This is a genomic window from Nocardioides sp. NPDC127514 (genome assembly GCF_040302125.1).
Lineage (GTDB): Bacteria > Actinomycetota > Actinomycetes > Propionibacteriales > Nocardioidaceae > Nocardioides.
Genome location: NZ_JBEORF010000035.1, coordinates 1 through 22,619, shown reverse-complemented (window position 1 = coordinate 22,619; position 22,619 = coordinate 1). Strand labels below are relative to the sequence as shown.

Below are 22,619 nucleotides of genomic sequence, written 5' to 3'. Positions count from 1 at the left end.
GAGGGGCGAGCTACACCGAGGACTCGCTCCACGCCAGCTGGACGACCTCGATACCTCGGTCGCGGGTGACCAGACGACCTCGGCCCGGGCGCGTCGGGACCGGCTTCAGGTTGCCGACGAGCGGACCCTCGTCCGGGTTGCCGGAGAGCAGCAGGCCGGGCATGGCCAGATCGCGCATCGACTGGATGACCGACTCGTAGAGCGACCGCGAGGCTCCACCCGAACGGCGGGCGATGATGACGTGCAGGCCGACGTCGCGGGCCTGGGCCATCAGCGGCTGCAGGGGAGCGACCGGCGAGCCCTGCTGGGTGGCGACCAGGTCGTAGTCGTCGACCAGCAGGAACAGGTCCGCACCCGTCCACCAGGACCGGTTGCGCAGCTGCTCGGGCGTGACGTCGGGGCCGGGGATCCGCTTCGACAGGTAGTCCGCCAGGTCGCTCAGCGCCGGCGTCGCCTGCGTCGCCGAGGTGAGGTAGCTGACCAGGTAGTCGTCCGGGATCTCGCCGAGCATCGAGCGCCGGTAGTCGACCACCGCGATCTGGGCTTCCTTCGGCGAATGCGTCCGCATGATCTCGCGGGCGATGTTGCGGAGCAGCGTCGACTTGCCGGACTGGCCGTCGCCGAAGACGAGCAGGTGGGGCTCGGTGTCGGGGTTGAGACCGACCGGAGCCAGCTCCTTCTCGTTGATCCCCAGGAGCAGTCGCTTGCCGGGCTTCTCCTCGGTGACCTCGGCCTGCTCGCGGATCCGCTCGATCGTGATCCTCTCCGGCAGCAGCCGCAGCTTCGGGCCGGCAGGACCCTGCCAGCCCGCGGAGATCCGGGAGATCAGGTCGTCGACGCCGTCACCCAGCGTCGCCGCCGAGCCGTCGCCGTCCATGCGGGGCAGGGCGCTGAGGAAGTGGAGCTTTTCCTTCACGATGCCTCGACCCGGGCGACCGGTCGGCACCAGGGCGGCGAGCTTGCGGTCCAGCTCGGAGTCCATCGGGTCGCCCAGACGGAGCTCCAGCTTGGTGCCGAAGACGTCGCGCATCGAGGAGCGGAACTCGGCCCAGCGACCGGCCGACGCGACGATGTGGACACCGAAGGTCAGCCCGCGCGGAGCGATCTCCTGGATGGCGTACTCGAGGTCGTCGAAGTCGGCGCGCAGCGTGCCCCAGCCGTCGATGACGAGGAAGACGTCGCCCCAGCCGTCGTCGGCCTGGCCACGAGCGCGGCGGGTGCGGTAGGTCTCGATCGAGTCGATGCCCTGCGCCCGGAAGTAGGCCTCGCGGCGGTCGATGATGCCGGAGATCTCGGCCAGGACGCGGCGTACGACATCGGGCTCGGAACGGGTGCCGACACCGGAGACGTGCGGGAGCTTGGCCAGCGGTGCGAACGTGCCGCCACCGAAGTCGAGGACGAAGAACTGCACCTCCTGCGGCGTCATGGTCAACGACATCGAGGTGACGATGGTGCGGAGCGTGGTCGACTTACCGGTGCGAGGGGCACCGATGACCGCGACGTGACCGGCGGCCCCGCGCAGGTCGACCGTGAGCGTGTCGCGCAGCTGCTCACGCGGCTTGTCGACGATGCCGAGCGGCACCACGAGTCCGCCGAGGCGCTTCCAGGCCGGCGAGTGCAGACCGAGCTCGGGCGAGGTGGTCAGGTCGGGCATCAGCGTGTCGAGCGTGTCGGGGATGTCGAGCGGCGGCAGCCAGACCTGGTGGGCCGGGGTGCCGTGGCCGGTCATCCGGTCGACGGCGATGTCGAGCATCGACTTCTCGACGCCGTCCGCGCCGACGACCGGGGTGGCCGGACGCTCCTCCTCCTCGACCGGCATCGCCAGCTGCTTCACCTCGGCGATCGAGAACGGGAAGATGCCCTGCAGCTTGCCGCCCTCGTCGCGGCGGATCCGCGACCCCGCGGCCGGCGGCCCCGAGACGTACGCCGCCCGGAACCGCTGCATGTTGGTCGGGTCGGGCTTCAGGTAACCGAGGCCGGGGACCGCCGGGAGCTCGTAGGCGTCCGGCACACCGAGCACGGTCCGCGACTCCTGCGCGGAGAACGTACGCAGGCCGACGCGGTAGGAGAGGTGGGAGTCGAGACCGCGCAGGCGGCCCTCCTCGAGACGCTGCGAGGCGAGCAGCAGGTGGATGCCGAGGGATCGGCCCAGACGACCGATCGCGACGAACAGGTCGATGAACTCGGGCTTGGCCGAGAGCATCTCGGAGAACTCGTCGACCACGATGAACAGCGACGGCAGCGGATCCATCGAGGGGTCCTGCGTACGGGCCTTCTCGTAGTCCTTCAGCGAGGAGAAGTTGCCGGCCTCGCGCAGGAGCTCCTGGCGGCGGGTCATCTCACCGGAGAGCGCGTCCTGCATACGGTCGACGAGCGTGAGCTCGCCCTCGAGGTTGGTGATCACCGCGGAGACGTGCGGCATGCCCGCCATCCCGGCGAAGGTCGCACCACCCTTGAAGTCGACCAGCACCAGGTTGAGGACCTCCGGCGGGTGGGTGAGCACCAGACCGAGGACGAGGGTGCGGAGGAACTCCGACTTACCGGAACCGGTCGCGCCGATGACAAGGCCGTGCGGCCCCATTCCCTGCTGGGCCGACTCCTTGATGTCCATGTAGATCTGCTGGCCGGCCTCGCCGACGCCGACCGGCACGCGCAGCCGGTCGCGGTTGGCGCGGGGACGCCAGGCGACGTCCGGGTCGAAGGAGCGTACGTCGCCCAGACCGAGCAGCGCCATGTAGTCCTTCGGGGCCGCGATCTCGGTGTCCTGCGGGGTCTCGGCAGCGGCGTCGGAGCCCTCCGGAGACACCGTGTAGAGCGCGGTCAGGCGGCGGGCGTAGGCCTCGGCGTCGGCCATGCTCATCTGGTCCACCCGCAGGCGGACGGGGTCCATGCGTACGCGCACCTGGTAGCCGGAGACCGTGTTGTTCTCGTCGGGCTCCTCGTCGTCGATCAGGAACCGCACCCGGCTGGAGTCGAACAGCTCGTCCCAGTGGGTCGGCAGGTCGATGACCGTGACGCCTTGGATGCCGTCGTCCGGGAGCACGTGGTTGCCCGGCGGGACGGAGCCGCCGTCGACGATGACCACGACCTGCGGCGAAGGAATCCGGTCGTCGGTGCCCCAGCGGGCGCGCTCGCCGACCTCGGTCGGAAGCAGGGCGCCGAGGTCGTTGATGTTGGTGACCACCATGCGGCGCGGCCCCACGGCGTCGACCTCGCGGCCGCTCTGTGCGTGCGGGAGCCATTTGACCCAGTCCCACTCGGCCAGGTTGCGCTCGGAGGTGAGTACGGCGACGACCAGCTGCTCCGGTGAGTGGAAGGCCGTCATGCCGCAGATCAGAGCGCGGGCGAGCGCCCGGGCCTGGTCCTCGTTGCCGCAGATCTCCATCTTGTCGAAGCCGCGCAGGTTGGTCGCGGCCGGCAGGTCGGGCTGGACCCGGTGGACGGTCAGCAGCCGGTGCAGCGCGCTCGCCGACGCTGGGTCGACCTGATCGATCGGGGTCTGCTGGGGAGGCACCAGCGTGAGGGCCAGGGGCTGGTGCGCGACGCCGTAGCGGACGTCGAGATAGCGCTTGTGGGTGTTCGAGCGCTCCCACAGCCGGCTGCGCTCCTCGGCGATCGCGGGCAGCGACGACGGCGCCGGATAGTGCCAGGTGAGCGCCTTGCGCTGCTGCTCACCGGCCCTGCGCGCCGACTGCCGGACGCCGGCCAGGTAGCGCAGGTAGTCGGTGCGCTGCCCACCGACCTGCTTCTGCTTCTGCTTACGCTGCCGGTCGATCTGCACGAAGATGAAGCCGAGCGTCGCGAAGAGGAACATGCCGGCGGCGATGTAGCGCTGGATCGGCGGGGACCCGCCCGCGCCCGACTGCATCGTCGCGATGAGCACGATCGACCCGAGGCCACCGAGCATGGGGATGGCGTTCATCAGGATGCCCCCGACACCCTCGCCCTCTTCGATAGCCGGCGGAGCATTCAGAGCCAGTTCCCCTTCGGGGACCTCCGGCTCCTCGGTGCGGGTACCGCTGGCTGTCGCAGCGATGGTCACGTGTCCCCCTGAGACTGGTTCAGTGCCCCGCGGGCCCGGATGCCGCAGGTGGTCAGGATCTTAGAGTGCCCGCTACCCGGCTACTACCCTTAACCGTGCCGGTCGGGTAAAACGGGCGGTGGAGCTTCCGATGTGGAACTCTGTCACAGGGTCATCACGCATCCGGGAGGTGTCATGCCCACTCAGACGGCCGATGCCGTAGTGCCGGCGCTCGCAGCAGGCGGCCTGGCGGTCACGGTCCACGGCACCGCCGGAGTGGTCGACATCGTCGTTCCTTCCGATGCGCACGCCTCGGACCTGGCGAGGGAGTACGCGACGGCCGTCGGCCTGCCCGCGGCCCCGGTGCTGCGCGATCGTCGTGGCGAGGTGATCAAGCCGGACGCGTCGCTCGCCTCCCGCGGCATCACCTCCGGCGCCCTGCTCGCCGCCGACTCGCCGCCCACTCAGGCCTACGCACGGCGCGAGGTCGTGGAGACGGCCGCCCCGGTCCGCGCAGGCAGCTTCTCGTTCTACTGGGTCGGTCTGGCCACCCTCCTGGCGGTCGGCGCGGCCGGGTTCGGCGCTCAGGCCGACGGCTGGCAGCGACTGGCCATCGCCGGTCTGCTCGCGCTCGGCGCCTTGATCGGCATCATCCCCGCGGGGCCGTACGCAGCGCGCCGGGCGATCGCCGCTCCGGCCTTCGCGGCCGGCGCCGCCTTCGTCATCACCGTCGACCCGGCGCCCGAGACGCTGCCCATGGCGGTCGGCGTGGCCGGGTTGAGCGCCGCGGTCGTCGCGACCATCTCGCGGTCGCTCGTCGACGGCGTCGACGAGGCGCTGAAGATCTGGACGACGACCGGCGTCGTCGTCTTCGTGGTGACCGCGCTGTGCGCCCTGCTCGGCACCTCGCCGCAGGTGCCGTGGTCGATCCTGTTCGCGGCCGCCGCGCTGGCGGCGCGGATCGTCCCGTCGTACGCCGTCGACGTCCCGGACTCCTATCTCCTCGACGTCTCGAAGCTGTCCGTGACCGCCTGGTCGGCACGGGCCAAGACGACCTCCGGCAAGGCGACGGTCCCGATCGACGAGGTCACCGCGGTGGCCGATCGCGGCGCCCGCACCCTGGCAGCGGCCTCCTGGGCGGTGCTCGCCGTGGTCGCGGTGAGCGGACCGGCGCTGGTGGCGACCGCGACGGACGACGTGGACCGGATCGGTGGCTGGCTGATCCTGCTGGCCGGTGCCTTCGTGATCCTGCTCGCGGCGCGCAGCTATCGCTACTGGCTGCCTCGTGGCGTACTCCGGGTCGCCGGGGTTATTGCGCTGGCGGTCGGGGTCCGTGCCTTCGTAGGCTGGACCGACCCGGAGTTGGTCTCCTGGTTCGGTCTGGGAGTCGTGGTGATCGGGTTCGCCGTCATCATCGCGGCGATCGCGACCGGCCGGGGCTGGCGCTCGGCGAAGTGGGCGTCTCGGGCCGACTGGGCGGAGTCGCTGTGCGGCGCGGCCGTCATCGCTTCGTTCGTGGTTTCCTCGGGGTTCTTCAGACACCTGTGGGAATCGGGTTTCAACGGCTAGACAGCAGGGCTGAAAAAAGTTCAGAGATTTGTGTTTAGAACTCCGGAGACGGGGTAAGAACACATTGTCCGGACCTCGGGGGAGCCCATCGGGAGCCGGGCTCCAACAGGTATCAACCTAGGAACCGGTTCCGCCGGTGGAAGGACAGCACCATGAGCAGTGAGATCAAGCAAGGGCAGGCGATCGAGTCCGCCGTCAAGTTCATCGAGGAGACGAAGGCCAAGCTGGAGAACATCAACTCCCGCACGGTCTCCGAGGCTCAGTCTGCTGGGGCCTCCGGGTGGAAGGGCGCTGGCGGCAACGCGTTCCAGCAGCTCATGAACACCTACAACGAGAAGGCCCGCGAGATCACCACGGCCCTCGACCAGCTCACCGCCGGTCTCACCAAGGCCCGCCAGCTGGGGTCCGACGCCGACCAGGATGTTGCGGGGCAGACCAGCTCCATCAGCAGCCAGGTCGAGGGCACCAAGTACTCGTTCTGATCGACGCAACAGACTGAAAAGGAACTGTCATGGGCGAAGAGATTGTTGTTAACCACGGCGCCATGGGCTCGATCGTGGACGTGCTGATCAAGGGCGTGAAGGAGATGGACGGCGCCCTCGATGAGCTCGAGAGGTACATCCTGGGCCTCCAGGAGAACTTCACCGGTGAGGCGGCCAACGCCTACAACCAGGCTCAGGCCAAGTGGAACGGGACCATCCGTGAGCTGGGTGGCGCGCTCGACCGCAGCAGCAAGTTCGTCAACGAGTCGCAGGCGCGCATGCACGATGCTGACATGCGCGGTGCCGGCGGCTTCGGCGGCTGAGCTTTCAGCACACAGACAACACGAGGGGACCGGTGCGGGGCACCGGTCCCCTCGTCGCTGGTTTTATGGCAAAGTCAGCGCTGATGTTCGCTGTCTGACTCAGCGGGCACGATGTACGTCTATCTCTCGGGACATTCGGTCGGTTCGTCTCGGGCACAGGCACGACGCGAGGAGTTCGTGAAATGACGCAGGCGCAGGTGGCGCCCACGGGGCTGGTCCGGGTCACAGTCGCCTCCGGCACACGCCGGATGGATCTGGTGCTGCCGGGCTCGGTGCCGGTGGCGGAGCTCGTGCCGGAGCTCGCGCGAAGCGTCGGGCTGCTCGACCCGCAGACGGCGTACGCCGGCTACCGCGTCGTGCTTGCCGACGGCCGCAAGCTCGCCGGCGACCTCGGCCTGATCCCGCAGGGCGTCGAGGACGGTGGCGTACTCACCGTGAGCGCCGGCATCGACGACAAGCCGCCGCGGGTCTACGACGACGTGGTCGAGGCGATGACCGACGTCGTCGAGAGCGAGATGGCCCCCTGGAAGCCGGAAGCAGGACGACGTACGTCACTGCTGGCCGCCGCGCTGCTGCTGCTCCTCGGCGCCGGTGCGCTGTGGACGCAGGCGCCGTCGATGCTCGCCGGCGTCGCGGCCGGGGTGATCGGCATCGTCCTCGCCGGAGGCGCGATCGTGCTCTCCCGGCTCGAGGCCGAGAACGACGCCGCGATCGCCGCGGTGTGGATCGGTGAGGTCTACGGCGCGGTCGCCGGCTTCCTGATCGGCTCGGCCTCCCTCGATGGTGGCGTCGGGATGCCGCTGGCCTTCGCCGGCGCGGGTGCGATGCTCGCCGCCGCGATCGGCTTCCTCGGCCTCGGCGAGGCCCGGATGCTGGCGATGCCGGGTGCGCTCGTCGGCGGGGTCTTCCTGGTTGCCGGCATGCTGCTGAGCATGACCGGCTGGCAGGCCGGTGTGGTGCTCGGGATCGTGCTGGTCGTCGTGGTGCTGGCCGGCAGCTTCTTCCCGTGGCTCGCGCTGAGCACGACCAAGACCGACGTCCCCCAGCTCTACTCCGACGAGGACATCAACCTCGACCCGGACGAGATCCGGGCCGACCAGGTCAGGGTTGACGCCAAGGTCGCTCACGAGATCCTCGTCGCGATCTCCCTCTCCGTCGGCGTCCTGGTCGTGCTGACCTCGCCGTTCGTGGTGCGGCTCGGCCTCTTCGGCACGCTGCTGGCTCTCGCCGCGTGCGTCGTGCTGATGCTGCGCACTCGGCAGTACCGGACGGGATCTGAGGTGCTGGTCGGGCTGGTCTCCGGGATCGCCGGCCTGCTCGCGATCGGTGCCGCGCTGCTCGTCTACCACGAGTCGTGGCGGCCGACGACCGCCGTCGTGCTGGCGGCTGCGGGTGGCGTACTCCTGGTCCTGACGCTGGTCCCCGACGTCGGCTCGATCCGTCGTGGTCGCCTCGCCGATGTCGCCGAGACCGCCTGCCTGCTCGCGATGCTGCCGCTGATGGTGCTCGCCTCGGGCCTCTTCAGCGCCGCGGTGGCTGGTTTCTGATGGCCAGCAAGAAAGACCTCGTAGAGGCCCATGCCTTCAGCCGCCGCCGGCTCGTCTCCGCGTTCCTCTCCGGCGCCCCCGGCGGGCGCGAGGTGGAGCCGGCCCGACCGGGCCGCTCGGTCTTCGGTGGCGTCGTGCTCGCCGTGCTGCTCATCGCCGGTGGCGCCGTCGCCCACTTCCTCGCTCCCCGGCCCGCGACTGGCTGGGCAGACCAGCCGGGCCTGATCGTGACCAAGGGCGGGGCGCGGTACGTCGTCACCGGCCCCGAGAACGAGAAGGAGCTGTACCCGGTCGTCAACCTGGCCAGCGCCCAGCTCATCCTCGGGCTCGACCTGGAGAAGAAGTCCAAGGTCATCGACCAGGAGGAGATCGACAAGGAGTTCCCGAAGCAGACGATCGGCATCTCCGGTCCGAACGTCCCCGAGGAGCTGCCGACCGAGGCGGACTTCATCAAGACCGGTTGGACAGCCTGCACGGCTGACGATGCGGGCACGTACCTGAACATCTCGGCCAAACCTGACGTGCGGGGAGCCGATCGCGCCGGCTTCATGGTGCAGACGGCTGAGGGCACCTACCTCATCGCTGACAGCACCAATCTCGACGGCGACACGCAGGCTTACAGCTACAAGGTCGAGGGGGACGCGGAGACGTACGCGGACCGCATCTTCACCGGACCCGTCTCGACGCCGACGGTGCCTCAGTCGTGGGTCAACCTCTTCCCGGCGGGCGGGGCCCTGACAGGTGGTTCCTTCGGGAGTGCCTACAGCAAGGAGGGGCAGCCGGTCGAGGGTGAGGAGTACCCGATCGGCACGAAGGGCAAGTACCTGGCCAAGGACTACCTGATGACGGAGACCGGGTGGATTCGGCTCGAGGACTTTGCCAGCGAAGTCTACGACATCGCCTTCGGTGACAAGATCAATCAGCAGATCTTGGACTCGCAGCCGACCATCAACGGTGAGCGTCTGGAGGCGTCCACCTTCTGGCCCACGTCGACGCTCGATCCGGCGACCGGAGCGGCCTGTGCCCGGCTCGAGACCGGAGCCGAGACGACCGTACGGCTCGGCATCGAGCCAGGTAAGAAGGCGTGGCCGGCGACCCCGCCGGAGGCCGACGACCTGACCGCGGCGCAGGTCGACCCCGGTAAGGGCGCCTTCGTCTACGCGGCCAACGGCGAGGACCTCGACAAGGCGAGCGCAACGCCCTATCTCATCGACGCCCGCGCAAGCGTCAACACCGTCGACGGCCCGCTCACGGTCGAACGCCTCGGGCTGAGCTCCGACTCAGGACCTCTCATCCCTGGTACGTGGCTGCGACTGCTCCCGCAGGGCGCGGCGCTCTCCACCGAGATGGCGCTCTGCCCGCCCGGCTTCGAACCAGGCCAGGAGGATCAGTGCGTGCCCCAGTGAGCGTGCTGCGTGTGGGCGTCGCGCTCGCCGCGGTCGCTGGCGGCCTGATGACGCTGGGTGGTCCCGGGCCGGCGTACGCCGCCGAGGAGAGGCCGGTGTGCAGCGCCTATCGGCAGACCACCGGTGGGACGCCAGAGCCTGCCGAAACAGAGGACGCGCCGGTGCAGAGCGCGGTTGCTCCGTTCGCCATCATGCGGATCGATGCGGCGCAGCAGGTCAGTGACCAGGGCAGAGGCGTGAAGGTCGCGGTCGTCGACTCGGGCATCTCCGGCAAAGCACAGGACTATCACGGGGCCGTCGCCGCCGGGCTCATCTCGGAGATCGCGCCGAAGGCTCAGATCAGCGACCACCCGGTGCTCAAGGTCTCACAGGACAAGTCGACGGTCGACGCCGCGCGGCTGACCGTCGCGCTCAATCAGCTGGCGAGGGGAAACACCACCCGCCTGATCGTCGACATCGGCCTGCCCGCGACGCAGGGGAGTCCTGCGATGGACAAGGCGGTCGAGACCCTGGTGAAGAAGGGCGCGATCGTCGTGATGGCCTCCGACTGGTCGGAGGTCGCCAGCGCCAAGGTGCCGGACGTGGCCGCGAGCATCTTCCCCGCAGCGCCCGATCCGGTGGTGACCGTCAGCGCGTCCGGCACCTGGGCCTCGGATCCCGCGTCCACCGTCTTGCCCAACTCCAACACCGATGTCACCGCCCCGACCTATGGCGCGCCGTCGAAGACGCTGTTCGGAAAGCCGTGCTGGGTCGACACGATCACGACGTCGTTCGCGGCGGCGGAGGTCAGCGGCGTACTCGCCTTGATCTGGTCTGCCAACAAGAGTTGGAAGGCCGAGCAGGTCATCGACCGTCTATACGCCACGGCTTCCGGGCAGGAAGGTCAAGGAAGTCGTTACTGGGGTGCCGGCGTGGTGAATGCGTACGACGCCATCGTCCGGCCGCTCGACAAGGAGACGACCAAGCCGCCCGAGGTCGATCAGGCGCCGATGGCCCGCGAGAAGGCGGATCCCCTCGCGACCGTCCGCGAGAACGCGATCTGGTGGGGGATCGGTGGCGGCGGTGCACTCGGTCTTGGCTTGATTCTGCGCCCGCTGTTTTCAAAGCGACGCCGCGATAAAGCCGAAGAAGGAAGAACTGCAACAAGAATGTGGACCACTTGAAGGTGACCCTCCTTCTGTCAGTTACGCGGCGGGCCGAAACTCGAAAACGCCCACTTACGGCGTTCGCAATACATACAAGGTCCATTTCGAGATCGGCACGACTCCTTTGAGCAGCGCGTGTGGCGCGTTCGGAGGGAGCCCGCAGATGAGTAATGAGCCGGTTCAGGGCCCGTGCGTCGCGCCCAGGTCGTAGCCCTTGGCCGGGACCATGATCCCGATTCCGGTATCCGCGTAGCCCTTGTCGGTCAGAGTGGGAAGCCCTCTGCTGCGGCCCGGCAGGGCCGCGGGAACGCGTGCCGCGTGTCGGCGGTGACGTCGTGGGCTGATCGGGGCTCGCCCGATCCGACACAGACCGGGTAGCCCGACGGGTCGCACAGCGCCTGGACGTTCCCGCCGTGCTTGCCGGAGTACCACAGGCCGTAGCCTGATTCCGGGTTCGTCGCCGAGCACTTGTCGGTGGCGATTAGGGTGCCGTCCAGGCACACGAAGTCCCACTCCTCGGCGATCGCCTGGTCGATCACGTCCTCGAGGCTAGGGGCCGTGAGCGGCAGTCACGGAGTGGGCATCGTGCAGATAGTGGTAGGCGGTCGCGATCGAGACACCGGTATTGCGGGCGAGGAGTCGGAGCCGGGTGGCGTCCTTGAGCACCAGTATCGCCTGCTTGTGCGAGGTCCCGGCACGCTGTTTGGCCGGGCATCATGGGGCCCGACGGTGCGCGGCGATCCAGCCAAACACGGTGGTCAGGGGTCGATGCGGGCACGTCGAGAGTGGCACGACAGGCGATCACGTGGGGTCCTGCCGTGGGGAAGGGATTTGGCGAAGACTGACCCTGACGAGCCAGGAACCCACGTGCCAGCACCAACACACCCCTCCCGCCGCGTTCGCCCACCTCAGGCCGCCAACACGAAATCGACTGGCGAGAAACCTCAGTATGTGCCGGATCTGGAAGATGCTCATTCCCCTTTCGCTAGCGCGACGGAGACCATCTAGTAGAGTTTCCTTTCGAAGGGCTCTTTGACGCTATTTGTAGATGTCCCAAAGATATAGGAGTAGTGATGGATAGGCTGTTCATCTCGGTGCGGCGCTGGTTTTTGGCGCTGGCAGCCGTTTTTGGGGGGATGTCACTGGTGATGATGACCACCAGTTCGGCGAACGCAGCGGTATACAACACCTCGTCGTACCACAAGATCACCGTCGTCGGCGCAGTTGGTTATGCGTGGGAGGCTGGCGACAAGTTCAAGCTGTGCGACACGAAGGCGAACGGTCGCGCTGCCAAGATTCAGATTGAAGCGGCGGGCTCAACAACCGGCTACGTTCGTTCAGTCAGCGGTTCGGGAAACTGTATAACCTTCTACCACAACCTACCGGAGAACCGTAGGATCTACTGGCACGTGTTCGGCTGTACCGGTACTGGCTGCCCTTCCGGTAGCGTCATCAATACGTCCTACTACAACGACCACTGAGTTCAGTTGTAAGCAAACAAACGATCATAAGATCTGGCCGTCCGGTGCTCTAAGTTTTCTCGCCAGCCGATTTCGTGTTGGCGAGAAAACCTCAAAGAGTGCATCTCGGGAGGACTCATGAGGATCAAGCCCTTGTTCATGGCGAGCGTCATGACGATTTGTTCGGCAGTTTCCGCGTTCTCGGCCACCCCGGCCGCGAGTGCGGAACCGAATGAAAGCGTCGGTGCCGCTGCCTCGTGTGCCAGAGAGTCCGGATATCGCTACCTCAGGGTGAGCTGCAAGACATCTGCGCCTGGCAGCGAATACCGTGCAGTTGTCTACTGCACCGATGGTCACTACGGGTACGTTGCCCGTGGCCGATTCCACAAGCAGACGAAGAACTTCTGGTCGAACGTCTCGGCTGTGTGGTGCCCATCCGGGATGGAAGCGATCAACGACACCATCGGGTATAGCTGACGCCAAGTAGCGCCGCCGAGCCGGTGGCGGACGACTGGCTCGGCGGCAACCGTGTGGTCGACGCAAGGCCGCGACGCAGCTTTTGTCAGGGTCCATTGTCGAAGGCCTCGCGTGCTGCTTCGACCTCGGGCAGGGTCGTGGTCGTCCAGTGGTAGAGCCGGTCGATGAGGTCCTGCAGGGTGCTGCCCAGCGGAGTGATGCGGTATTCCACCGCGACCGGGCGGGTGCTCAGCACCACGCGCTCGACCATGCCGTTGCGCTCCAGACGGCGGAGCGCGGTGGTGAGTGACTTCTGGGTGATCGCCGGGATCGCCTGACGCAGCTCGTTGAAGCGGCGCGGCCGCTCGCACAGCGTGTCGAGCACCTGGAGCGACCACTTGTCGAGGAGCTGGTCGAGGAGCTCGCGATGCTCCTGGGTCAGGCGTAGCGGCTCCGGGCTGGTATCCGACATGACACCTAGTCTCGTTGAAGTGTCCTCTGGATACCAAGTACACATGAGAAACCTTAACCCTCGAAAGGAATCTCATCGTGTCCGTCGATCTGCTCACCCCCGAAGGCATGTTCCAGCCCGTGCCCTACCACCACGTCTCCGTCGCCACCGGCACCCGCCACATCCATGTCGCCGGACAGATCGCCCGGGACGAGCTCGGGCGTGGCGTCGCCCCGGGCGACCTCGCCGGCCAGCTCGCCCATGCCCTGCGCAACACCGCCCGCGGGCTTGCCGGTGCCGGCGCGACCTTCGCCGATGTCGTACGCCTCCGGTTCTTCGTCACCGGCTGGACCCCGGACAAGTACGACGACTTCGTCGCCGGGCTCGAGAGCGTCATCGACGAGCTCGGCATCCCGCAACCCCTGCCGCCGCTGTCCGCTATCGGTGTGGACTATCTGTTCGAGCCCGACGTACTCGTCGAGGTCGAGGCGTACGCGATCCTGGACTGAGGCGCCTCACGTAGACGAGGCCATGGCGAGGTGGCGCCAGGTGCGGTGCCGCCACGCCTGGTACTCGGGGGGTGTCCAGCGCAGGGTGCGCGTCATGTGGACGTACGTCTCGGCGTTGGCCAGCAGGGCGCTGGTGGCGATCACCCACTCGAGGTCGGCGTCTGGGCTCATCAGTCCGTCGCGGTGAAGCTTCTCCCAGAAGGCGCGCACCTGCTCGAGCGTCGACTCGCGGGCCGCCTGGGCTGCCGCTGCGATCAACGGCTCGTCCGCCTCGGCCTGCATGGCTACGGCGAGGACGGGCGCGATGCGATCCATCATCAGCGCGGTGCCTTCCGCGTCGGCAGCCAGTCGCTCCTCGAGTGTCGGGGCGTTCATCACCGTGTCGATCCAGTCGCGATCGGCCAGGGCGATCGGCAGGGCGTCACCGACGAGAGCCACGTCGACCACTCGCTTGAGCAGGTGTGCCTTGGTCGCGAAGCGGACGTAGATGGTTCGGTCGGAGACTCCCGCGGCTTTGGCGACGTCTGTCAGCGCGGTGCCGCGATAGCCGCGCTGCGCGAAGAGTTCGTGGGCCGCGGCGACGATCGCCTGCTCGGTCCGCTCGGCACGAGATCCCCTGACGAGGGGATTGACATCGGTAGGCACGAGTTGCAGTATAACTGCAATTACGAAATTGCAGTCACACTGCAAGTCAGGAGTGGGCATGAGCGATCACGAAGCACCGGCTCTCGCCGGCGTCCACCACCTCAAACTGCCGGTCACCGACCTCCGGCGATCCCAGCGGTGGTACGAATCAAGGCTCGGCTACAGGGTCTCCGTGGAGTTCCAGAGGGATGGTGAGCTCGACGGCATCGGCATGGTGCACCCCAACGGTGGTCCGGGTCTGGGGCTGCGGCTCGATCCCGAACGCGCCCGGGCCGCAGCCGGTTTCGAGTACTTCGCCATCGGAGTGCCCGACGAGAGCGCCCTCCGGGCGCTCGCGGACAGGTTGACCGGCTTCGGCGAGCAGCACGCCGGCGTACAGCCTGCGACCTTCGGCTGGATCCTGCCGATGCTCCATGACCCCGACGGTCACGAAGTGCGGTTCTACACAGCGCAGCACCACACCGAACCGGACCCGGAGGACGTCCTCGTCGTGGACAACCCGGTGGAGGCGGCCAGGCGCAAGGCCGCGGCCCGGGCCGCTCACGCGGCGGGCTGAAGACGATGAACGTCAAGAAGATCGCCCGCGGCGACCAGCCTGTACGCCGCGTCGACCACGAGGGGTCGTCGCAGTGGGCGGCGTCGGCGGGCCGGGCGTACGTCGGTGCGGTCGCGGTGCTGGCGGGGTATGTCGTGGTCGCCGTCACCATCGGGGCCGGCTTCGAGCAGGATCTCGTGGCCGCAGCCGAACGCGAAGGTGTGGCCGTCAATGCGCTGGCCAGCTCCACGCAGGCCGAGATCACCCAGGACCATCCGGTCTACGCCCTGCTCACGGGGCTGCTCCTCTTCGTGTCCCCGGTGCTCCTGGCTCTGGCTGCCCGCCAGATCCGCGCCGGCGCGCCCGGGCGGCTCGCTCAGCTCGCGTGGTGGTCGGCGCTGGCCACGCTGGTCGTGTGGTGGACGTACGTGGCTCTGGGGTTGGGCCTGTTCGCCGACCCGGAGAACCTGCCGCCCCTCGTGCGGGACTTCGACGTGCTGACGGTCCCGCTCGTCTCCGCCCTGTCGCTGCTCGCGCTCGGGTCGATGGTCTTCGCCGCCGAGGCGGTACGCGGGCACGGTGTCGTCCGCAGGGCGGCGAGGGCGACCACGATCGTCAGCATCCTGCTCGGCGTGGTCAGCCTCGTCGGTCTGATCGCTGCCGGATTCGAGGACCCGGTGGCGCCGATCGTGATCGTGCCCGGAGGGCTGATCCTCGGAATCGCGCTGCTCCGCTCGCGAGGCCGCGGATGAGGGGTGGTCGCGTCGCAGTGATAAACGAACGGCGCCTGACCTGCTCGATAGCAGGTCAGGCGCCGATTTGTGCTGGCGGATCTGGGGGGATTCGAACCCCCGAGGGCGTTAACCCAACACGGATTCCAGCCGTGCGCCATAGGCCACTAGGCGACAGATCCGTGAGCGATCCTACGCGGCTCCGCGAGCATGGAGGAAATCGGCGGAGGGCCAGCGGGTGTGCTTTGGGATCGGCGAGCGGACTCGTCTAGACTCTTCCGCAACCCCCCATGTGGCGACATCTTGTCGAACCTCCCCAGGGCCGGAAGGCAGCAAGGATAAGCGAGCTCTGTTGGGTACGTGGGGGGCCTTTTCTTTTCCCGCGCATCCTGGGCGACGGACAGGTGCCCGACGCACGTGGCGGGTGGTTACGAACTGTCGGCGGTCGCGGCTAGGGTCTATCGGGTGGACGCACCGCTAGCTCTCTACCGCCGCTACCGGCCGGAGACGTTTGCCGAGGTCATCGGCCAAGATCACGTCACCGGCCCGCTGCGCAATGCGCTGGCGGGCAACCGGGTCAACCATGCGTACCTCTTCTCCGGGCCGCGCGGCTGCGGCAAGACGACCTCGGCGCGGATCCTGGCGCGGGCGCTGAACTGCGAGAAGGCGCCGATCGCGGATCCGTGCGGGGAGTGCGAGTCGTGCCGGGACCTGGCGCGCGGCGGGCCCGGCAGCATCGACGTGATCGAGATCGACGCGGCGTCGCACGGTGGTGTCGACGACGCTCGTGACCTGCGGGAGAAGGCGTTCTTCGCGCCGGTGAAGAGCCGCTACAAGGTCTACATCATCGACGAGGCCCACATGGTCTCGACGCAGGGCTTCAACGCGCTGCTCAAGCTCGTCGAGGAGCCGCCGGAGCATCTGCGGTTCATCTTCGCGACGACCGAGCCGGAGAAGGTCATCCCGACGATCCGGTCGCGCACCCATCACTATCCGTTCCGCCTCTTCCCGCCCAAGCTGGTCTCCGACTACATCTCGACGCTGTGCGAGAAGGAGGGCATCAACGTCGAGCCGGCCGCGCTGCCGCTGGTCGCGCGTGCGGGCGCCGGGTCGATGCGCGACAGCCTCTCGGTCATGGACCAGCTGCTCGGTGGCGCGGGGCCTGAGGGCGTGACGTACGAGCTGGCCGCCGGGCTTCTCGGCTACACCCCGGACGCGCTGCTGGATGAGGTCGTCGACGCCTTCGCCGCCCATGACGGCGCTGCGGTCTTCGGTGTCATCGACAAGATCATCGAGACCGGCCAGGACCCGCGGCGGTTCACCGAGGACCTGCTGCGGCGGCTGCGTGACCTCGTCATCGTCAAGGCGGTCCCGGACGCGCCCGCGACCGGGCTCATCGACGTCTCCGAGGACGGCGGCGAGCGGCTGGTCGCCCAGGCCGGACGCTTCGGCCCCCACGATCTGTCGCGAGCCGCTGACGCGGTCGCCACTGGTCTGACCGAGATGCGCGGCGCCACCGCCCCCCGGCTTCTGCTCGAGCTGATCTGTGCCCGGGTGCTGCTGCCCGCGGCCGACGGTGCCGATGGTCTTGCGGCTCGGCTGGACCGTCTGGAGAGGCGGATCGAGATCAGCGGTACGCCGACGGTGGCCGCTGCTCCGGCGGCGCCGGCCCCCGCTCAGGACCGGCCGGTGCTCAAGCCGTCGGTCGGTGCGCCGGGGCACGAGACGGTCGCTCCGGCGGCGCCGCAGCCCGAGCCGGTCCCGGCGTACGCTCCGACCCCCGAGCCGGCCCGCGAGCCCGCTCCGGCCGCGGAGATGCCTTCCCAGCAGGCGCCGGCCGCTCCCGAGCCGCCGAGCCAGCCTCAGTCGCAACCACCGACCCAGCCTCCGGCCCAGCCTCAGACCCAGCCTCCGGCTCAATCGCCGGGCGGGATGGGCAACGTCGACGTTCGCCGCCTGTGGGACGACGTGATCGCGCAGACCAAGGGCCTGCGCCGGGCGACCTGGTCGCTGGTGGGCCAGAACGCTCAGGTGGTCGACTTCCGCGACGGTGTGCTCACCCTCGGGTTCGCCTCGCCGGGTCTCCGTGACCGGTTCGCGACCGGCGGACATGAGCCGATCCTCGGGCAGGCGCTGGTCAACGTGATCGGCATCCAGCCGAAGATCGAGGCGATCGTCGCGGGCGGCGGCCAAGGGTCTCCGCAGCGGCAGGCGCCGCCGACGCCGCAGCCGAGCCAGCCCCAGGAGCCCACCCAGCAGCAACAGCCGCCGGAGGCCTCCTGGAACGAGCAGGCGCCACCACCCGACTGGGCCGCCGAGCCGCCGCCCTCCGACCAGCCCCCGGCCCCGCCGGAGCCGCCCGCGACGTCGGCGACTCAGCCGGCCGACCCAGGAGCGATCGCGCTGGCCCGGGAGGCCATCCGGCCGACGCGTGCGGCCGACTACGAGCCTCCGGTCGACGACACAGTGGCTCGCCTGGCGGAGGCGGACGCCGCGGTCAACCCCGACGACCAGGCCTACGACGGGCCGGCCGCGATGGGCGCCGAGGCTCTGCTCGCTCAGGAGCTGGGTGCAACGATGATCGAAGAGATTCCTCACAACTAGGACGGCACAGATGACGAACCCACTCGAAGGCCTCGGCGGCGAGGGCGGCTTCGACCTCAACGCGATCATGCAGCAGGCCCAGGCGCTGCAGAGCCAGATCGTCGACGCCCAGGAGAAGCTCGCCGAGACGATCGTCGACGGCACCGTCGCCGGCGGTGCCGTGACCGTCAAGCTCACCGGCACCGGCGAGCTGGTCGGCGTGGAGATCAAGCAGGGCGAGTTCGACGGCAGCAACCCCGACGACCTCGAGGACCTCGGCGCCGTGATCGTCGCTGCCTACCGCGAGGCCAAGGGCAAGGCCGACGAGCTCGCCGGTGAGGCGATGGGCCCGCTCGCGGGCGGCCTCGGCGGTCCCGGTGCCCCCGGCGGCGGCGAGCCGCCGTTCAAGCTCGGGTTCTGAGATACGCACAGCTAGAGACAGGCGATAACCAAGTTGTACGAGGGTGTGGTCCAAGACCTCATCGACGAGCTGGGACGGCTGCCGGGCGTAGGTCCGAAGAGCGCCCAGCGGATCGCGTTCCATCTGCTCCAGGCTGACCCCGCCGACGTACATCGGCTGGCCTCGATCCTCAACGAGGTCAAGGCGAAGGTGAAGTTCTGCTCGGTCTGCTTCAACGTCTCCGAGGAGGAGACCTGCCGGATCTGTCGCGACCCCCGTCGCGAGCAGTCGGTGCTGTGCGTGGTCGAGGAGTACAAGGACGTCGTCGCGATCGAGCGCACCCGCGAGTTCCGCGGGCGCTATCACGTGCTCGGCGGTGCGATCAGCCCGATCGACGGGATCGGTCCCGACCAGCTGCGCATCCGTGAGCTCGTCCAGCGGCTCAACGACCCCGGGATCACCGAGGTGATCCTCGCCACGGACCCCAACCTCGAAGGCGAGGCGACGGCGACCTACCTGACCCGTCAGCTGAGCCCGCTCGGACTGAAGGTCACCCGTCTGGCCAGCGGTCTCCCGGTCGGTGGCGATCTGGAGTACGCCGACGAGGTCACCCTCGGCCGCGCCTTCGCCGGACGCCGGGCGGCTGAGTAGCCGTTACCTGTGCGATCCCTAAGAGCCGACTCTTTACCCTCGTCAGGCCGCGACTTCGGCGGTAGCCTGACGATTCAAGGGACCTCGGGAAGGGGGCCGTCATGACGAACGACTTGACCGGCAAGGACTTCGCCACCAGCATCGCCGACTCGGTGGAGAGCTTTCTGCTCTCGGTGCGCGCGATCGCTGCGGACGGCGATGGTGGCAGCGCCGTCCCGATGCTGCTGCTCGAAGTGAGCCAGATCCTGCTGGCCGGCGCGCGACTGGGCGCCCAGCAGGACTTCGAGCCTCGTGAGGAGTTCCAGCCCGACGTGGGCATGGAAGCCGACGTCGATGAGCTCCGGATGGGGCTCGCCGAGATGTTCGGGGACATCGACACCTACAGCTTCGTCTTCGATCCGTACAGCCCGGACGTGGTCGACAGCCAGATCTCCGACGACGTCGCCAGCCTGGTGACCGACCTGGAGTACGGCCTGCGTCACTACCGTCTCGGCGACGTCGACGAGGCGCTGTGGTGGTGGCAGTTCAGCTACGTCAACAACTGGGGCAACCTGGCCGGTGCCGTGCTCAACGCGCTGCTCACCGTGGTCGCTCACGACCGCCTCGACTCCGAGCCGTTCACCGGTGAGGACGAGGACCTGGCTGCCGCTGATGAGATGCTGGAGAAGACGGCCGCATCGGCAACGTAGACTTTCCCGCCGTGGGAATCGTCGTTCAGAAGTACGGTGGCAGCTCGGTCGCAGACGCTGCAGGCATCAAGCGCGTTGCTCAGCGAGTGGTCGCGACCAAAGAGCAGGGCCACGACGTGGTCGTGGCCGTCTCTGCCATGGGCGACACCACCGACGAGCTGATCGACCTGGCCAACAAGGTCTCGCCCGACGCGACCGCGCACGCGCGTGAGTTCGACATGCTGCTCACCTCCGGCGAGCGGCAGTCGATGGCGCTGCTGGCGATGGCGATCAACGACGTCGCGAACGAGCGCGGGCTGGCGTACGAGGCTCGGTCCTTCACCGGGTCGCAGGCCGGGCTGATCACCGACGCGCAGCACGGGCGCGCCAAGATCCTCAGCATCACCCCGGAGCGGATCCAGGCAGCGCTCGCCGACGGTGCGATCGCGATCGTGGCCGGCTTCCAGGGCGTCTCCAAGGACACCAAGGACATCACCACGCTGGGCCGTGGCGGCACCGACACCACCGCGGTTGCGCTGGCGGTGGCGCTGGACGCCGACGTCTGTGAGATCTACACCGACGTCGACGGCGTCTTCACCGCCGACCCGCGGATCGTCCCGACCGCCCGCAAGCTGAGCTCGGTCGCCTTCGAGGAGATGCTCGAGCTGGCGGCTTCCGGGGCGAAGGTGCTCCACCTGCGCTCGGTCGAGTTCGCCCGGCGTCACAGCCTCCCGATCCACGTACGCTCCTCCTTCTCCACCCTCAACGGCACCGTGGTCAAGGGCAGCATCGACGCGGTCTCGCCGCACGCCGACCACCAGCGCAGCGGTGACGCCGGGATGGAGGCGCCGATCGTCGCCGCCATCGCCCACGACCGCAGCCAGGCCAAGATCACGGTCGTCAACGCACCCGACGAGGTGGGCGCCGCGGCGAAGGTCTTCGAGATCATCGCCGGGGTGGGCATCAACGTCGACATGGTGGTCCAGGACTCGTCGGCGGCCGGCACCGACCGCACCGACATCACGTTCACGCTGCCCCGCGACGACGCCGAGAGGGCCGGGAAGGTGCTGGAGCAGGCGCGCGGTGAGCTCGGCTTCGAGCGGGTGAACACCGAGCCCCGGATGGGCAAGGTCTCCCTGATCGGTGCAGGGCTGCGCACCCAGCCGAAGAAGATCGCCGACTTCTTCTCCGCGATCGCGCAGGCCGGAGTCAACATCCAGATGATCTCCACCTCGGAGGTCCGGGTCTCGGTCGTCGTCGGCGACGACGAGGTCGACCGCGCCGTGCAGGCCGCCGCGGAGAGGTTCAGCGACGTGGAGGTCGAGAAGGTCTCCTACGGCGCCGACGCCAACGGCGACACCCCGGAGATCGTCGGCGTTGCCCACGACCGCGGCGAAGCCAAGATCACCGTCGCCGGCGTCACCGACGAGCCCGGTGAGGCTGCCCGCATCTTCGACACTCTCGCCGACAACGGCATCAACATCGACATGATCGTCCAGAACGTGTCGGCGGAGAAGACCCGGCGCACGGACATCTCGTTCACGCTGCCGCGTACCGACGTCAAGAGGGCCCGTGCGGCGCTCGGCGACATCCAGGGTGAGGTCGGGTTCGCCGACCCGGTCGCCGACGAGCAGATCGGCAAGCTCTCGATCGTCGGTGCCGGGATGCGTACGCATCCGGGGATCACGGCGAAGTTCTTCGCCGCGCTCGCCGCCGAGGGAGTCCTGATCAGGATGGTGTCGACCTCGGAGATCCGCGTCTCGGTGCTCGTCAGCGCCGACGACCTCGACCGCGCTGTGCGCGCGACGCACAAAGCATTCGGCCTCGACAGCGACGTAGAGGCCATCGTCTATGGAGGGACCGGCCGATGAGCACCATCAACCTGGGAATTGTGGGAGCGACCGGACAGGTGGGCGTCGCCGTACGCCAGATCCTGCTCGAGCGCGGCTTCCCGCTCGGCGAGGTCCGTTTCTTCGCCTCGGCGCGATCGGCGGGCAAGACCATCGAGTTCGGTGACCGCTCGGTCGTCGTCGAGGATGCCGCCACCGCTGACCCCTCGGGCCTCGACATCGCGATCTTCTCCGCCGGTGGCGCCACCTCGAAGGCACTGGCGCCGAAGTTCGCCGACGCCGGTGTGATCGTCATCGACAACTCCTCGGCCTGGCGCAAGGACCCGTCGATCCCGCTGGTCGTCTCCGAGGTCAACCCCTCGGCGATGGACGGCGTCATCGCGGCCCGCCAGGGCATCATCGCCAACCCCAACTGCACCACGATGGCCGCGATGCCGGCCCTCAAGGCGCTCCACGACGAAGCCGGTCTCGAGCGGCTCGTCGTATCGACCTACCAGGCGGTCTCGGGCTCCGGCGTCGCCGGCGTCGAGGAGCTGGTCGGCGAGATCGCGGCGGCCGGCGACAAGGCCCGCGAACTCGCGTACGACGGGTCCGCGATCACGTTCCCCGAGCCGGAGAAGTACGTCGAGACGATCGCCTACAACGTCCTTCCCTACGCCGGTTCGCTGGTCGACGACGGCCTGAACGAGACCGACGAGGAGCAGAAGCTCCGCAACGAGTCCCGCAAGATCCTCTCGCTGCCCGACCTGCGGGTCTCCGGCATCTGCGTCCGCGTCCCGGTCGTCACCGGGCACTCCCTCGCGGTCAACGCCGAGTTCTCCTCCCCACTGACCCCCGAGCGCGCGATCGCGATCCTCTCGAACGCCCCGGGCGTCGAGCTCCGCGACGTACCGACGCCTCTGTACGCCGCCGGCAAGGACCCCTCTTACGTCGGCCGCATCCGTCAGGACGAGGGTGTTCCCGACAACCGCGGTCTCGCCCTGTTCATCTCCAACGACAACCTCCGCAAGGGCGCCGCGCTCAACACCGTCCAGCTCGCCGAGCTGGTCGCCGCCGCCCTCTGACCCAGCGGCGCGGCCGAGTCCGCACTTCTGGCGGGCCGAATCTGTAGTTGTGGGCGACGAAACTCTGGCCGTTGACGGTGACGACCTGCCGTCCGGTCAACGGGTTGATCCCGACCGTGACCA

At 68.4% G+C, this 22,619-nt stretch carries 20 protein-coding genes, 1 tRNA gene, 1 other RNA gene and 1 pseudogene; 18 read left to right on the top strand and 5 right to left on the bottom strand.

Features of this window, described 5'->3' with window-relative positions; translation table 11 throughout:
* Positions 1–10 precede the first annotated feature (10 nt).
* A complete protein-coding gene (eccCa, locus tag ABTX24_RS24650) occupies positions 11–4,042 on the bottom strand; it encodes a type VII secretion protein EccCa (protein ID WP_350843344.1) in 4,032 nt (1,343 codons plus the stop codon).
* Between the two features lie 174 nt (positions 4,043–4,216).
* On the opposite strand from eccCa, the gene ABTX24_RS24645 reads away from it, so the two are divergent.
* The 6 genes from ABTX24_RS24645 to ABTX24_RS24620 all read left to right on the top strand — a co-directional run bounded on the left by ABTX24_RS24645 (position 4,217) and on the right by ABTX24_RS24620 (position 10,511).
* Entirely contained in the window at positions 4,217–5,590 is a 1,374-nt protein-coding gene (locus ABTX24_RS24645) for a ubiquitin family protein (RefSeq protein ID WP_350843342.1), read from the top strand.
* Between the two features lie 152 nt (positions 5,591–5,742).
* Positions 5,743–6,072: a WXG100 family type VII secretion target gene (locus ABTX24_RS24640; RefSeq protein WP_160025798.1), complete on the top strand. Its 330-nt coding sequence runs from the start codon at positions 5,743–5,745 to the stop codon at positions 6,070–6,072.
* A 29-nt stretch (positions 6,073–6,101) separates the two neighbouring features.
* Complete coding sequence (locus tag ABTX24_RS24635; protein WP_160025797.1) at positions 6,102–6,395, top strand: WXG100 family type VII secretion target; 294 nt, start codon at positions 6,102–6,104, stop codon at positions 6,393–6,395.
* Between the two features lie 182 nt (positions 6,396–6,577).
* Complete coding sequence (gene eccD / locus ABTX24_RS24630) at positions 6,578–7,942, top strand: type VII secretion integral membrane protein EccD (RefSeq protein WP_160025796.1); 1,365 nt, start codon at positions 6,578–6,580, stop codon at positions 7,940–7,942.
* Positions 7,942–9,348 carry a type VII secretion protein EccB gene (locus ABTX24_RS24625; RefSeq protein WP_350843340.1) on the top strand — a complete coding sequence of 469 codons (1,407 nt, stop codon included), beginning with the start codon at positions 7,942–7,944 and terminating at the stop codon, positions 9,346–9,348. Before eccD ends, ABTX24_RS24625 begins: the two co-directional genes overlap by 1 nt.
* Positions 9,333–10,511, top strand: a complete 1,179-nt coding sequence (locus tag ABTX24_RS24620) for a S8 family serine peptidase (protein WP_350843338.1) — start codon at positions 9,333–9,335, stop codon at positions 10,509–10,511. The genes ABTX24_RS24625 and ABTX24_RS24620 overlap by 16 nt, the downstream gene beginning before the upstream one ends.
* A 245-nt stretch (positions 10,512–10,756) precedes the next feature.
* On the opposite strand, the gene ABTX24_RS24615 is transcribed toward ABTX24_RS24620, so the two are convergent.
* Complete coding sequence (locus ABTX24_RS24615; protein ID WP_350843336.1) at positions 10,757–11,032, bottom strand: hypothetical protein; 276 nt, start codon at positions 11,030–11,032, stop codon at positions 10,757–10,759.
* A gap of 534 nt (positions 11,033–11,566) precedes the next feature.
* Between ABTX24_RS24615 and ABTX24_RS24610 the strand changes: the two genes are divergently transcribed.
* Positions 11,567–11,974, top strand: a complete 408-nt coding sequence (locus ABTX24_RS24610) for a hypothetical protein (protein ID WP_350843334.1) — start codon at positions 11,567–11,569, stop codon at positions 11,972–11,974.
* Positions 11,975–12,515: 541 nt separating this feature from the next.
* Here ABTX24_RS24610 and ABTX24_RS24605 read toward each other — a convergent pair.
* The gene (locus tag ABTX24_RS24605; RefSeq protein ID WP_350843332.1) at positions 12,516–12,881 is read right to left on the bottom strand and encodes a winged helix-turn-helix transcriptional regulator; all 366 of its coding nucleotides are present in this window, start codon (positions 12,879–12,881) and stop codon (positions 12,516–12,518) included.
* A gap of 77 nt (positions 12,882–12,958) precedes the next feature.
* On the opposite strand from ABTX24_RS24605, the gene ABTX24_RS24600 reads away from it, so the two are divergent.
* Positions 12,959–13,369: a RidA family protein gene (locus ABTX24_RS24600; RefSeq protein WP_160025792.1), complete on the top strand. Its 411-nt coding sequence runs from the start codon at positions 12,959–12,961 to the stop codon at positions 13,367–13,369.
* A gap of 6 nt (positions 13,370–13,375) precedes the next feature.
* On the opposite strand, the gene ABTX24_RS24595 is transcribed toward ABTX24_RS24600, so the two are convergent.
* Positions 13,376–14,014: a TetR/AcrR family transcriptional regulator gene (locus ABTX24_RS24595; RefSeq protein ID WP_160025791.1), complete on the bottom strand. Its 639-nt coding sequence runs from the start codon at positions 14,012–14,014 to the stop codon at positions 13,376–13,378.
* A gap of 58 nt (positions 14,015–14,072) precedes the next feature.
* On the opposite strand from ABTX24_RS24595, the gene ABTX24_RS24590 reads away from it, so the two are divergent.
* Together ABTX24_RS24590 and ABTX24_RS24585 are read left to right on the top strand one after the other, a co-directional pair.
* Entirely contained in the window at positions 14,073–14,570 is a 498-nt protein-coding gene (locus tag ABTX24_RS24590) for a VOC family protein (protein ID WP_350843330.1), read from the top strand.
* Positions 14,571–14,575: 5 nt separating this feature from the next.
* The gene (locus ABTX24_RS24585) at positions 14,576–15,301 is read left to right on the top strand and encodes a hypothetical protein (RefSeq protein ID WP_350843328.1); all 726 of its coding nucleotides are present in this window, start codon (positions 14,576–14,578) and stop codon (positions 15,299–15,301) included.
* A 73-nt stretch (positions 15,302–15,374) separates the two neighbouring features.
* Here ABTX24_RS24585 and ABTX24_RS24580 read toward each other — a convergent pair.
* Positions 15,375–15,462: transfer RNA gene (locus ABTX24_RS24580), tRNA-Ser, on the bottom strand.
* 100 nt (positions 15,463–15,562) lie between these two features.
* Here ABTX24_RS24580 and ffs point away from each other — a divergent pair.
* The 8 genes and pseudogenes from ffs (at position 15,563) to ABTX24_RS24545 (ending at position 22,496) form a co-directional block, all read left to right on the top strand.
* An RNA gene (ffs, locus tag ABTX24_RS24575) (signal recognition particle sRNA small type) lies at positions 15,563–15,653 on the top strand.
* 92 nt (positions 15,654–15,745) lie between these two features.
* Complete coding sequence (locus ABTX24_RS24570) at positions 15,746–17,884, top strand: DNA polymerase III subunit gamma and tau (RefSeq protein WP_350843326.1); 2,139 nt, start codon at positions 15,746–15,748, stop codon at positions 17,882–17,884.
* Positions 17,885–17,894: 10 nt separating this feature from the next.
* Positions 17,895–18,284: a YbaB/EbfC family nucleoid-associated protein gene (locus ABTX24_RS24565; protein WP_160025787.1), complete on the top strand. Its 390-nt coding sequence runs from the start codon at positions 17,895–17,897 to the stop codon at positions 18,282–18,284.
* 33 nt (positions 18,285–18,317) lie between these two features.
* A complete protein-coding gene (gene recR / locus ABTX24_RS24560) occupies positions 18,318–18,914 on the top strand; it encodes a recombination mediator RecR (protein ID WP_008356228.1) in 597 nt (198 codons plus the stop codon).
* Positions 18,915–19,015: 101 nt separating this feature from the next.
* On the top strand, positions 19,016–19,603 hold the full coding sequence (locus ABTX24_RS24555) for a DUF5063 domain-containing protein (RefSeq protein WP_160025786.1): 588 nt from the start codon (positions 19,016–19,018) through the stop codon (positions 19,601–19,603).
* A gap of 11 nt (positions 19,604–19,614) precedes the next feature.
* Positions 19,615–20,919: pseudogene (locus tag ABTX24_RS24550) on the top strand (aspartate kinase); the annotation flags it as partial.
* Positions 20,896–21,453, top strand: coding sequence for an ACT domain-containing protein (locus ABTX24_RS29675; RefSeq protein ID WP_502890426.1), 558 nt, complete (start codon positions 20,896–20,898; stop codon positions 21,451–21,453). The pseudogene ABTX24_RS24550 and the gene ABTX24_RS29675, both read left to right, overlap by 24 nt.
* Complete coding sequence (locus ABTX24_RS24545; RefSeq protein WP_160025784.1) at positions 21,450–22,496, top strand: aspartate-semialdehyde dehydrogenase; 1,047 nt, start codon at positions 21,450–21,452, stop codon at positions 22,494–22,496. The genes ABTX24_RS29675 and ABTX24_RS24545 overlap by 4 nt, the downstream gene beginning before the upstream one ends.
* The last annotated feature ends 123 nt before the right edge of the window (positions 22,497–22,619 follow it).